Raw genomic sequence first — 12,718 nt, 5'->3', positions numbered from 1 at the left:
CCGATGTCGCCACGCCCGCACGACCTGATCTGGCTGCATGCCGTTAACGCCCTGCAGGGCGAACTGCCCGCATGGGTCAGCAGCCAGTGGCGCGTAACATTGCCGCTGGTGGTGCGACGTGACATTCATCCACAGGGGCTGATTGCGGTTGGCGTGCGTGGCCTGCGACGCGACCAGCGCGCAGCGGCCTGGGTGGCGCCTGACGCTATCCGGCGCACGCTGGCGCCGGAAGCGCTGGCCGATGTCCCGTTGCTGCTGCGCTCGCCTTTTGTCTCACAGCAGCCGGTACAGGCGGCGATTTTGCTGGCGCAGCAACCCTGGTCGTGGTCGTGGGGGATTACCGGCAGTTGCGGATTTGCGCTGGCCAGTGAAGTGCCGGTGATGCATGGCGACAGCGATCTCGATCTGCTGATCCGCGCGCCGCAGCCGCTGGCCGCTGAAGAACTGGCGCGCTGGAGCCGGATGGTCGCCAGCCTGCCGTGTCGGGCGAACACTCAGATAGAAACTCCTTACGGTGCTTTCGCCCTCAATGAATGGCTGCGCGATGGCCGGGTATTGCTGAAAACCCATTATGGCCCGCGTATTACACAAAACCCGTGGCAGGAGGCCAAATGAAAATCTTATTTACCTTTCCGGGACAAGGTCCCCAGCGTCCCGGTATGTTGCAGAACCTGCCGGATGGCGACAGCATACTGGATTGCGCCAGTGATATCCTCGGCGAGGATGCGCGCCAGCTCGACAGCGCCACGGCGCTGCAACATACCCGGGCGGTGCAGCTCAGTTTATTGATCTGCGGTGTGGCCTGGGCGCGACAGCTTATTGCGCAGCAGGTGGCACCGGATTTTGTCAGCGGTCTGTCGATTGGTGCGTTTCCGGCGGCGGTAGTGGCCGGTGCGCTGAGCTTTAGCGATGCGGTCAGACTGGTGGCCTTGCGTGGTGAACTGATGGAGCAGGCGTATCCACAGGGTTACGGTCTTACCGCGATTGTCGGTCTGACGCAGCACCAGCTGGAGCCATTGCTGGGCGCAACGTATCTGGCGAATATCAATGCTGAACAGCAACTGGTGATTGCCGGTAGCGATGCGCAGATGGCGGCAACCGCGCAGCGTGCGCTGGCGGCAGGAGCAAGCAAAGCATGTCGGCTGGCGGTTAGCGTGCCCTCGCACTGCGCGTTACTTAATGCACCGGCGCAGCAGCTGGTGGCGGCTTTTACCCGGGTGACATTGCAGCGTCCGCGCTATGGCTATCTCAGCGGCAGCAGCGGCCGCGTGTTGTGGCAGCCGCAGCGTATTGCGCAGGATTTAGCGCTGAATATGGCGCATACCGTTTGCTGGCATGAGGCTATGGTGGCCGCCAGCGAGCGCGAAGTCGGGCTGGCGATTGAGATGCCGCCGGGCGCGGTGCTGAGCGGCCTGACGCGGCAGGCGTTTTCCCATGGTGAAGCTATCGCGCTGGAGCAGAGCGGCAGCGAACTGGCGGTTAAACTGGCGCAGCGGGTGCGGGCGCTGCGCTAAAAGCGGTGTCGCGGCTGTACATGCGGCCTTCAGCCGTTAGCGCCAGAATATTGGGGTCATATTCGCGGTTGCGGTTAAAGACGATAGCGATGGTTTGCCGCATCTGATACGGCTCAGCCAGCTTCATCAGTTGCAGCGAATTTTCATACACCTTTTTCATCCGGCCCGGCACCAGGGTAAAGCCCACTCCCGCCTGCACCAGACTCAGCATCGAAAAGATGTCATTAACGCGCATCACAATATCCGGCTCAAAACCGGCGACATGGAAGGCTTCCTGAAAACCGTGATAGGTGGCGAAGCCCTCCGCCAGCGAGACAAACTTCTGCTGGCGAAAGTCACGCAGATCCGCTTCACCGCTGATATTCAGCGCTGAACTGGCAGGGGCGGCGAGAAATATATCATCTTCAAATAGCGGCAATACCTGATGGCGATGGGTATCGATCTGGCTGTCGGTCACTGACAGTAAAATAGCATCCAGCTGACCCTCTTCCAGCTTATTCAGCAGCATCTGGTTGGAGCCCATCATCAGCTCCAGTTCCAGCTCCGGCCGCCGCAGTTTCATGCCCATAATCAGACGCGGTACGGTTTCCAGCGTCAGAGAATAGAGCGTGCCAACCCGCATCCGTCCCTGGCCGACGCCAGCGGCTTTTCGCGCTTCGTCAATGCCGCACGCCATCACCTCCACCGCATCGACACTGTGCGCCAGCAGGGTATGCGCAGCCGGCAGCGGCAGCAGATTACGCCCTTTATGCATAAATAGCGGGCAGCGTACGCTCTCTTCCAGCGTGTGCAGCGCACGATGCACGCTAACGCTGCTCAGACCCAGCGCTTCGGCGGTACGGGCAATATTGCCATTCGCCATAAACGCAATAAAGATTTCCAGTTTGCGGAAAGTGATATCAGCATCAATTTTCATCTGCAGACCTTATGCCGAAATTAACTGACTGTAAATAAGCACATTGTCGGGCGGCAGGGCGCATCAGACCTGACCAGAGCACAAAATAGCTATGAATGTTTTTTCATCAGTGCCGATAGATTATCAGACAAACTGTGACTATCGCTTGATAGTCACTTGTGGGCATTGGCATTTTCAGTTAATAGCTGATTAAGACATTGATTAATCTTGCCGTATTTTTCTTGTTCTCTTCAACCTGCTCAGCAATCGGATTAAAAAAATAATGAATGAAAACTCTGATGTAATGTATCGACTGCTGGTGCAGAGCGTGGTTGATTACGCCATTTATATGCTGAAACCAGATGGCACCGTCGCGAACTGGAATGCGGGCGCGCAGCGAGCCAAAGGCTACCTGTCTGAAGAGATTGTCGGCAAACACTTTTCACTGTTTTACAGCGTGCAGGAGCGGATGGCTTACATCCCGGAGAAAAACCTGCAGCAGGCTTTCCGCACCGGGCGCTTTGAAGATCAGGGCTGGCGTTATCGCAAAGATGGCAGCGCCTTCTGGGCGAATGTGGTGATCGACGCGATTTACGACGACGCCGGCAAATTAATTGGTTACGCCAAAATCACCCGTGACTGCACTGAAGAGCAGCGTGCCAGGCGTGAGCAGAGCGAGCAGGAGCAGAAATTTCGTCTGCTGGTGGAAGGGGTCACCGACTACGCTATCTATATGCTGGATCCGCTGGGCCGGGTAGTGAACTGGAATGCCGGCGCCCAGCGTGCCAAAGGCTATGTGTCAGATGAAATTGTCGGACGTCATTTTTCGCTGTTTTACAGCGCCCAGGATCGTCAGAATAAATTACCTGATGTCAATCTGGCCACCGCACTGAGAACCGGACGCTTTGAGGATGAAGGCTGGCGCTATCGCAAAGATGGCAGCGCTTTCTGGGCCCATGTGGTGATTGACGCCATTTATGATGATAATCGCAGCCTGATCGGCTATGCCAAAATCACCCGCGATGTGACCGAACGCCGCGAATACGAGCAGCAGATCCTGCGCGCGCGTGATCTGGCAGAAGCCAATAGCGCAGCGATGGATGCGTTGTCGAAGTTTCTCGATACTATTATTGCCAATATCCCTTCCTGCGTGATTGTCGAGGATGCAATTTCGCGTGAGATCCTGCTGGTGAACAGCAAAGCAGAATCGCTGCTTGGCAGTTCCAGGACACGCATGCAGGGGAAAAAACCCCATGAGTGCATGACGGCGCAATTAAGCGACTATTTTAATCGTCTGTCTGATGATGCGTTACGCAGCGAAGGCGTGCATAAAAGTGAGCAGTTACTCGCGACTTCCGGTGGCGATCGCATCCTGCATACCCGTGCGGTAATGGCGCGCGGCAATGATGCGCGTACCCATTATGTGCTGCTGATTGCCGATGATGTCACCGACCAGCGCGCAGCCGATGCGCGTATTCACCATATGGCGCATCACGATAATCTGACCAGCCTGCCAAACCGCGTGCTGTTTAGCCAGCGGCTGAATGATGCGCTGCGCCAGGATACAGCCAGCGGCAAACAGACCGCGGCGCTGTGCCTCGATCTGGATAACTTTAAAAACGTCAATGACTCGCTGGGACATCAGATTGGCGACGAGCTGCTGCGCGCGGTTGCCAAACGACTGCGTGGGGTGCTGCGTGATGAAGATACGCTGGCGCGGATTGGTGGTGATGAGTTTGCTATCGTATTGCCAGCCCTTAGCCATCAGCAAGAAGCTGAAGCCGTTGCTACCCGTCTGATTGATGTTGTGCGACCGGTGATTAATATTGAAGGGCATAATTTAGCGGTCGGGCTCAGTATTGGCGTGGCGCTGGCCAGCGCCGATCTTGTCACCACCGATCATCTGCTGCGCTGCGCCGATATGGCGTTATATGAAGCCAAGCGCAACGGCCGCAATCGCTTTGAAAACTTTACCCCCGAGATGGACGATCTGGCGCGGCACCGACGTCTGGTGGAAAACGATCTGCGTGAAGCGATCACCAGCGGACAGCTGAAATTATACTATCAGCCCATCACCAATGCCGAACAGCGCGATATTATTGGCTATGAAGCGCTGATGCGCTGGCAACATCCGCTGCAGGGGCTGATTATGCCCAATGATTTTATCCCGATTGCCGAAGAGACGGGGCTGATCCACAGTCTGGGCGCCTATGCACTGTATGAAGCCTGCCGTGAAGCGGCGAAGTGGCCAGCGCATCAGACGGTGTCAGTGAATCTTTCGCCGTTGCAGTTTAAAAATAGTGAACTGGTGTCGGTGGTCGAAGCCGCGCTAAAAGAGTCGGGGCTGGAACCGCATCGTCTGGAACTGGAGATCACCGAGTCGGTGCTGCTGGATGATTCGCTGGGGAATTTGCGCGTGCTGCAACAGCTGAAAAGTCTGGGCGTGCTGATTGCGCTGGATGATTTTGGTACCGGCTACTCTTCGTTAAGCTATCTGCGTTCGTTCCCGTTCGACAAAATCAAAATTGATAAGTCATTTATCAATGATATGCATGACAGTCGTGAAGCGCTGGCGATTATTCGCGCCATTACCGGTATGAGCCGCAGCCTGAATATTCAGATTACCGCCGAAGGGGTAGAGAGCGCCGCACAGTTTGAAAAGCTGAAGGCTGAAGGTTGTACGCTGTTCCAGGGGTATCTGTTTGGTCGTCCGCAGCCGGCGGAAACCCGGCTGAAGGACTTGTAATCGCAGGGCTGGCCGGGTATCCCCGGCCAGCTGATATCAGGTCACCGGACCGTGATTTTCGCCGCCCATCTTGCCAAGATCTTTATCAATAAAGAACAGACCTTCGCCGCTGTTACCCAGCAGTGCCAGTTTATCCAGCACAGATTTAAACAGCTTCTCTTCTTCATGCTGCTCAGAGACGTACCACTGCAGGAAGTTAAAGGTGGAGTAGTCCTGAGAAGTCATGGAGAAGTGCGCCAGCTCGTTGATTTTGCTGGTGATCAGCTTCTCATGCTCGTAAGCTTCTTTCAGCACTTCACCCAGCGAATTAAATGACACAGGTGGTGCGGTGATGGTGCCCAGCACAGGCATCGCGCCGGTATCCGCCAGATAGTCAAACAGACGCTGCATATGCTGCATCTCTTCGCGTGAATGTTCTTTCAGGAACGCAGCTGCGCCTTCAAAGCCTTTATCACCACACCATGCGCTCATCTGCAGGTAAAGATTGGCGGAGTAGAACTCCAGATTCAGCTGGTCATTTAACCGCGCGGTCATTTCATTGGTCAGCATAGCAGCTCCATAAAATTATACAGGGGAATTTATTCTTAATGGTTAAGTCGTGAATTATGCATCAGGAAATATCAAAGAGATATATTTTTAGTGAAAAAAATGCAAATGCAGATGCTTGTTTTTAAATATAATTACTTCACTTGTTGAATGCTATTGATTCTCATTTTTGCCTGGATTACTGATAAGTGGCGGCAGGTGAGTAAATCGCGCAGTGGATAAATAAAGATATTTGGCGGGTAATGATCATTTTCCTTTATTTAGCCTGATAATATGTTGGGTGAAATGTATTATTTATTGTCCGGTTGGTTATTATTTCCCCACGCACATTCGTAGTGCTGTCGCCCCATTATCATGCACTAAAATGATCGCTTAATTGTGCATTTCCTGAACGAATGAATATCCTGTCTGATAACTCTGTATAAGAAAGCAACAATCCCGGCGGTTAAAACCACTCTGGCACAGAAGATGCTTTATTCCATTATCAACCGACAATTGAGCATCATTTATCGCCACAGGGAATAGCATTATGTCAGATGAAAAAGTATTGCCGCAAACTGAGAGCTGGACCGCCGGGAAAGGGGCCTGGCTGGCGCTGATCGCCGCGATCCTGTTTTTCTCCGGGTTGTTTTTTAAAGTTGATGGTATGCAGTGGCTGGGGGCGTTTGATTTCACTACCCTTGGCGGCAGTTTTGGCACCATGAAAGAGGGCAGCAGCAGTACCTTTATGGGCACGGGCGGCGTCAGTGCGAAAGCCGGGTTCCTGTTTGCCCTGTCGCTGGTGCCGACGGTGATGCTGGCGCTGGGGCTGCTGGAGATTTTTACTCATTACGGCGCGATTCGTGCCGCACATAAATTATTAACGCCGTTACTAAAACCGCTATTAGGTCTGCCGGGCCGATGTGGGCTGGCGTTAATTACCGATCTGCAAAGCACCGATGCGGGTGCGGCGCTGACCAAAGAGTTATATGACAGTCAGCAGATTAATAAAAAAGATGTGGTAGTGATGGGTGCCTGGCAATATTCCGGTGCCGGACTGATTAATAATTACTTCTCGATTGGCTCGGCGCTGTTTGCCTCAATGACATTGCCGATTATTATTCCACTGGTGGTGATGTTTGTGCTGAAATTTGTCGGCGCTGCGCTGGTGCGTGCGGTACTGAACAGCGTATATAAAAAGGACTTCAACCATGGCGAATAATAATCCGGCGACTACCAGTAATAATCCGTTTGATATTTTTGTGACTGGCGCGCGTAAAGGCTTCCATATCGCAATTAATAATCTGCTGCCCAATGTGCTGATGGCGTATGTGATCGCCGAAGTGCTTAACCTGCTGGGCATTATGGGCTATATCGGCCAGATCTTTGCGCCGGTGATGGGGTTATTTGGTTTACCCGGCGAGGCGATCACCGTACTGTTAACCGCATGGCTCTCTTCCTCTGCCGGTACCGGCGTGGCGGTCAGCCTGCTGGCGAAAGGCGTGCTGACCGGCGGCGATATTACTATTCTGGCCCCGGCGATCTTCCTGATGGGCTCGCAGCTGCAATATATGGGACGTCTGCTGGGCGTTTCCGATGTACCGAAAAAATACTGGCCGCTGTTGATGCTGACCAGCATATTGAATGCCGCCATCTCAATGGTGGTAATGCGCTTTTTCGCCTGAGGCTACCCCCTCACCAGGAGATAACAACCGTGTCGAATGTTTTACAGCACTACCACTACTTACATGAAATCCCGGAACTGGGTTTTCAGGAGTTTAAAACCTCCGCTTACCTCGCCACAGCGCTGGAACAGGCGGGCTTCAAGGTGACGCGCAATATTAATCAAACCACCGGCATTGTGGCGGAGCTGGATAGCGGCGTGCCCGGACCGGTGCTGGCGCTGCGCGCCGATATGGATGCCCTCGGCCATGTGATAGATGGCGTCGCCTGCGCGCGTCATACCTGCGGCCATGATGCGCATTCATCTGTGGTACTGACCGCGGCCGAGGAGATTATCCGGCAGGGCGGGGTTAAAAAAGGGCGACTGAAGATTCTGTTCCAGCCAGCTGAAGAGCTGGGTGCCGGGGCGCTGGCGATGGTTGAGGGTGGCGCGCTGGACGATGTCGATATGCTGCTGGGCTTTCATTTGCGTCCGCTGGAAGAGTGTACGCTGGGTCAGGCGGTGCCGGCGATGATCTACTCGGCATGCAGCACTCTTGAAGCCACGATTACAGGCGTGCCTGCGCATGCCGCTCGTCCGCATCTTGGAGTCAACGCGCTGGATGCGGCAGTGATGGCGGTGCAGGCGGTTAATGCCATCCATCTGGCGCCGGGTTTAAGCTGGAGCGCTAAGGCCACCCGTTTCCTGTGTGATGCGGGCGTCACCAATTCGGTGCCGGATGTGGCGCGTGTCTGCTGGGATCTGCGCAGCCAGAGCAATGCGCCAATGGATGAGCTGAAAGCAAAAGTGACCCGCGCCATCGAACAGAGTGTGGCGGCGCTGGGAGCCAGTGCGGAAGTGGTGGTGCTGAAAGAGATGCCTGCGGCGGAAATTCACCCGGAAATGACCGCGCTGATTAGCGAGTCGATTGTTGAAGTGCTGGGCGCGGCGGGCTTAACCGAGCCGAAAACCACCCCGGGCAGCGAAGACTTCTTCCACTATGCCGTCCAGCGTCCGCAGGTGAAAGCCGGATTCTGGGGCTTGGGCACCAATCTGACGCCGGGTCTGCATCATCCTGAGATGCGTTTTGACCTCAGTTCCCTGGAAATCGGCGTGAAGATTTTTAAAACGGCGGTCAGTAAAGTGCTGGGTTAAATCGATAGCGGGCGGCTTAAACACCACCGCTGGGCCTGGATGATTGTCGATACTCTGTTAAGCGTCGAACGATTGCTGAGGTTTTTCGTTGAACAGCTCCCCTGCAACAGTCTTCGGCTTTGTGTAGGGGCGGCGTTCTCGCCGCCCGTGTCGCGGATTTGCACCATAGCAGGTGTGGCATTCGTTATTATGGGAGCCGAAAACGTCTCCCCTGCAACAGTCTTCGGCTTTGTGTAGGGGCGGCGTTCTCGCCGCCCGAATTGAGCTGAAAATTATCCTCAGACCGTTACGGGAAAGTTAAGGCTTACGGCGATCTTATCGGTCACTTCCCGGGATCGCGCTGACCAGCGTTTGCGTATAACGATGTTGGGGCGCGGTAAATACCGCTTCCGGCGTGCCGGTTTCCACCACATCCCCTTTATACAGCACCAGAATTTCATCGCAGATCTGGCTGGCGACCCGCAGATCATGGGTGATAAACAGAATCGAGACATGGGTTTTGCGTTGCACTTCGGCCAGCAGCGCCAGCACCTGCGCCTGCACTGAGACATCCAGCGCCGAAACTGATTCATCCGCCACCAGCAGCAACGGATCGAACATCAGCGCCCGCGCGATGCCAATGCGCTGGCGCTGACCACCGGAAAACTCATGCGGATAACGCTCGTAAGCGCCGGGTTCCAGCCCGACCAGCGCCAGCAGCCGCAGCGCCTTTTGCCGGACCTCATGGGGGGTCACACCGCCATGGGTCAGCGGACCTACCGAGAGGATCGTACCGATGGTATGACGTGGATTCAGTGAGGCGAACGGATCCTGAAAGATCATCTGAATCAGCGGCCGCAGCGGACGAAACTCATTTTCCTTAATCGGCACAATATCGCGGCCATCAAAAAAGATCTGCCCGGAATCTGCTGCCAGCAGTTTTACCAGCACGCGTCCCAGTGACGATTTACCCGATCCTGATTCACCCACCACACCGAGGGTTTCCCCTTTGCGCAGCGTAAAGCTGACACTGTTCAGTGCTCTGACCTGGCGGCCACGGCTAAAGAAGCCGCTATTTTTCTGGTAGGTCTTACACAAATCCACTACCTTCAGCACCACCGGCGGGTTGGCCTGGCGTGACCTCGCCGCTTTTCTCAGTTGTGGCACGGCATCAAGCAGCTGGCGGGTATAGGGATGCGCCGGATCGGTTAACAGCTGGCGCGCCGTGCCCTGTTCAACAATCTGACCACTGCGCATCACAATGACCCGATCGGCAATCTCCTCAACCACGCCGAAATCATGGGTGATAAACATCACGCTCATCTGTTTACGGCTTTGCAGCGTGCGGATCAGCTGCAAAATTTGCGCCTGGGTGGTGACGTCCAGCGCGGTGGTCGGTTCGTCGGCAATCAGCACATCGGGATCCAGCGCCAGCGCCATCGCAATCATTACGCGCTGTCGCTGGCCACCTGAGAGATTAAACGGGTACTGGTGCTGTACGCTGGCGGGATCCGGCAAACCTACCTCTTCCAGCAGCGACAGCACTTTCTCCTGACGGCTGGCAGTGGTGCCGACATTGTGAGCCGACATCACTTCAGCAATCTGTTTGCCGATAGTCATAATCGGATTCAGCGCCGAAAGCGGATCCTGAAACACCATGGCGATGGTTTTGCCTTGCAGGCTGCGCAACATAGCGGGTGAAGCGGTGAGGATATCCTCGCCGGTTAACACTATTTCACCGTGGGTGACGGTTAATGCTGCCGGTAATAGTCCCATTGCGGCATGGGCGGTGACTGATTTCCCGGAGCCGGATTCACCAATAATGCACAGGATCTCGCCGGCAATCAGATCAAAGGAGATATCTTCAACGGCGCAGGCGCGATCCATCCCTTTGGGTAATGACACCGTTAAATGGCGTACCGACAGTAACGGTGGCTGATGTGATGTCAGGGTCTGTTCCATGGTCATTTGCCTCTATCCTGATGGTGACAGAAGAAATACAGGGTTACCGGGAAATCAAATTATCACCCGCTTATCCAGCGCCATAAGATCGTTTTATTATGGCGGAATGAAATCATAAATTTAACCCGCTGTTTACCATGTAATCACAAAATCGTATGGCAAAACTAGTTGTGACTGTCCACTAATCTGTTAATAATCGATTTGCAGCCACAATTAAGCCATTAATGTGGTTTTCTGTGAATGTAACGGGAGTCAGCAAGCAAAGAACTTCTATTCTGTGCGAGGTGAAACCATGACAAAAGTGGAAAGAGCAGCCGACAATAAACCTCCTGGCTTTACCGATTCAGGCGGGCTGCAACAGCTGCTAAGTTTCTCTGTTCGTTGCCTTAATATCGTCGTCTCACGCGATCTCGACAGAAAACTATCCGGTCTTGATGTGGCAAAAGGCACCGGTAAAATCAGTACCTTACTGATTGTCTCTCGCCATCCTGGTATTCGTCCTTCCAGCATTGCCGATCTGATTATGCGCGACCGCTCATCGATGGGCAGACTGATTGATAAAATGGAATTGCAGGGTTTGCTGCGGCGAAAAGTCGCGCCGGATGATAATCGATCGCAGGCGCTATATCTTACCGAACAGGGTTACAAGCTGGCCAGTAAAGTTATTAATCTGGCGCAGAAACAGGATCGTGATTTTTTCCATGCGATATCCGAACAGGATAAATCTCTGATGATTAATCTCTGCAAAAAAATACTTAACAGCCATCGTGAGCAGAAAATGAATTATTTGCTCTATTAGCGCTATGGCTGGAAATTTAACTATTTTTTAACACATTAACCTGCTGCCGGATAAATAACGCGCCAGCCGATATTATCCGGGTAAATAATACAACTTTCGGAAGAGTCAGCTTATGCCTGGTCCACGTGTGGTGCCTGTTTATGGCGATAACGATTTACCTGCAAGTGTTGATGTGGTGGTGATCGGCGGCGGTATTATTGGCGTCTCGACCGCACTGGAACTGGCGGAGCAGGGCATCCGCGTCGCGCTTTGTGAAAAGGGCCAGATTGGCCATGAACAGTCGAGCCGCAACTGGGGCTGGGTGCGTATTTCCCGCCGCGACCCGCGCGAAGTGGCGTTAATGGCCGAAGCATTGTCGATCTGGCAAAACCTCGATCGCCGCATTGAAGCCGATACCGGCTACACCCGGGCGGGGATTGTATTTGCCTGTCACGATGAGCAACAGCTGCAACAGAATCAGCAGTGGCTGGAGCAGGTCAGGGATTATCCGGTCAGTTCGCAGATGCTGGACGCAGGCCAGTTCCGACAAAAATTTCCTGCCGCCAGTTTGCCGGTTAAGGGCGCACTGTATACGCCGGAAGATGGGCGCGCTGAACCGCAGAAAGTGGCGCCGGCGATTGCCGAAGCCGCACGGCGCAAAGGCGCTTTTATCCTGACGGAATGCGCGGTGCGCGGCATTGAAACTCAGGCGGGCAGGGTTTCCTCGGTGATCACCGAGCGCGGCGAAATCGCCTGCCAGAGCGTAGTACTGGCGGGTGGCGCCTGGTCGTCGCTGTTTACTGCACGCCATGGTATCCGCTTGCCGCAGTTAAAGGTAATGAACACAGTGATTCGTACCGCGCCAATTAGCGCCGGGCCGGAAGAGGCGCTGTGGTGCCATGATTTCGCCATTCGCAAACGTCAGGACGGTGGGTATACCGTGGCGAATGGCCATGCCAATATCGCCGATATCGTTCCTGACTCTTTCCGTTATGCCACTCATTTTTTCCCGGCGCTGCGCAGTGAGTGGCGCGCGTTGCGCCTGCGGCTTGGCGGCCGATTCTTTGATGAAGCGCGTCTCAGTCGCAACTGGCGTATGGATCAGGCGTCGCCATTTGAGTATTGCCGGGTGCTGGATCCGCTGCCGTCATATTCGATGGCCGACGGCGCGCTGAATAAGCTGCAGCACTATTTCCCGCTATTTCGTCAAGCCAGAATCGCTCAGTACTGGGCGGGCTGTATCGATGTGGTGCCGGATGCGGTGCCGGTGATATCGGCGGTCGACAGCCAGCCTGGCTTCTTTATCGCCACCGGTTTTTCCGGCCATGGTTTTGGTATTGGCCCGGCGGCAGGACGCCTGATGGCGGATCTGGTGCTGGGACGTACGCCAGTGGTTGACCCCCATGCATTCCGTTTTTCCCGTTTTTCTGATGGCTCAAAAATAGACATTCTCAGCGGTGTCTGACTGCGCTGTGCGCTGAAAGGCAGTTAAACCTAACCA

At 54.6% G+C, this 12,718-nt stretch carries 11 protein-coding genes; 8 read left to right on the top strand and 3 right to left on the bottom strand.

Translation table 11 applies throughout. The annotated features are described in order from the left end of the window. The first annotated feature begins 3 nt into the window (after window positions 1-3). Both N5923_RS11310 and mdcH read left to right on the top strand, forming a co-directional pair. Window positions 4-615: a malonate decarboxylase holo-ACP synthase gene (locus N5923_RS11310; RefSeq protein WP_267145233.1), complete on the top strand. Its 612-nt coding sequence runs from the start codon at window positions 4-6 to the stop codon at window positions 613-615. Continuing rightward, window positions 612-1,514, top strand: a complete 903-nt coding sequence (gene mdcH / locus N5923_RS11305; protein ID WP_267143787.1) for a malonate decarboxylase subunit epsilon — start codon at window positions 612-614, stop codon at window positions 1,512-1,514. Before N5923_RS11310 ends, mdcH begins: the two co-directional genes overlap by 4 nt. Here the strand turns inward: mdcH and N5923_RS11300 are convergent. Beyond that, window positions 1,480-2,430: a LysR family transcriptional regulator gene (locus N5923_RS11300; protein WP_267143788.1), complete on the bottom strand. Its 951-nt coding sequence runs from the start codon at window positions 2,428-2,430 to the stop codon at window positions 1,480-1,482. The genes mdcH and N5923_RS11300 overlap by 35 nt on opposite strands. 262 nt (window positions 2,431-2,692) lie before the next feature. Here N5923_RS11300 and N5923_RS11295 point away from each other — a divergent pair, with 262 nt between their 5' ends. After that, window positions 2,693-5,155 carry a sensor domain-containing protein gene (locus N5923_RS11295; RefSeq protein WP_267143789.1) on the top strand — a complete coding sequence of 821 codons (2,463 nt, stop codon included), beginning with the start codon at window positions 2,693-2,695 and terminating at the stop codon, window positions 5,153-5,155. A 36-nt stretch (window positions 5,156-5,191) separates the two neighbouring features. On the opposite strand, the gene ftnA is transcribed toward N5923_RS11295, so the two are convergent. Beyond that, window positions 5,192-5,704, bottom strand: a complete 513-nt coding sequence (ftnA, locus tag N5923_RS11290; RefSeq protein WP_267143790.1) for a non-heme ferritin — start codon at window positions 5,702-5,704, stop codon at window positions 5,192-5,194. A gap of 526 nt (window positions 5,705-6,230) precedes the next feature. Here ftnA and N5923_RS11285 point away from each other — a divergent pair. Genes N5923_RS11285 through N5923_RS11275 form a run of 3 tightly spaced genes read left to right on the top strand, consistent with a single transcriptional unit; the run spans window position 6,231 to window position 8,498 of the window. Then, window positions 6,231-6,902 (top strand): nucleoside recognition domain-containing protein, encoded by a 672-nt coding sequence (locus tag N5923_RS11285; RefSeq protein ID WP_267143791.1) that lies wholly within the window; start codon window positions 6,231-6,233, stop codon window positions 6,900-6,902. After that, window positions 6,892-7,365 (top strand): YjiG family protein, encoded by a 474-nt coding sequence (locus tag N5923_RS11280; protein ID WP_267143792.1) that lies wholly within the window; start codon window positions 6,892-6,894, stop codon window positions 7,363-7,365. The genes N5923_RS11285 and N5923_RS11280 overlap by 11 nt, the downstream gene beginning before the upstream one ends. A gap of 29 nt (window positions 7,366-7,394) precedes the next feature. Further along, on the top strand, window positions 7,395-8,498 hold the full coding sequence (locus tag N5923_RS11275) for a M20 peptidase aminoacylase family protein (RefSeq protein WP_267143793.1): 1,104 nt from the start codon (window positions 7,395-7,397) through the stop codon (window positions 8,496-8,498). 315 nt (window positions 8,499-8,813) lie between these two features. Here the strand turns inward: N5923_RS11275 and N5923_RS11270 are convergent, their stop codons facing one another. Then, window positions 8,814-10,445 (bottom strand): ABC transporter ATP-binding protein, encoded by a 1,632-nt coding sequence (locus N5923_RS11270; protein ID WP_267143794.1) that lies wholly within the window; start codon window positions 10,443-10,445, stop codon window positions 8,814-8,816. Between the two features lie 286 nt (window positions 10,446-10,731). On the opposite strand from N5923_RS11270, the gene N5923_RS11265 reads away from it, so the two are divergent. Both N5923_RS11265 and N5923_RS11260 read left to right on the top strand, forming a co-directional pair. After that, window positions 10,732-11,238, top strand: coding sequence for a MarR family winged helix-turn-helix transcriptional regulator (locus tag N5923_RS11265; protein WP_267143795.1), 507 nt, complete (start codon window positions 10,732-10,734; stop codon window positions 11,236-11,238). A 112-nt stretch (window positions 11,239-11,350) separates the two neighbouring features. Continuing rightward, window positions 11,351-12,682 (top strand): NAD(P)/FAD-dependent oxidoreductase, encoded by a 1,332-nt coding sequence (locus tag N5923_RS11260; RefSeq protein ID WP_267143796.1) that lies wholly within the window; start codon window positions 11,351-11,353, stop codon window positions 12,680-12,682. Window positions 12,683-12,718: the final 36 nt, after the last annotated feature.

The sequence above is a fragment of the Winslowiella arboricola genome, from assembly GCF_025527015.1.
GTDB lineage: Bacteria > Pseudomonadota > Gammaproteobacteria > Enterobacterales > Enterobacteriaceae > Erwinia > Erwinia arboricola.
This window is presented reverse-complemented; position numbering and strand designations above follow the sequence as displayed.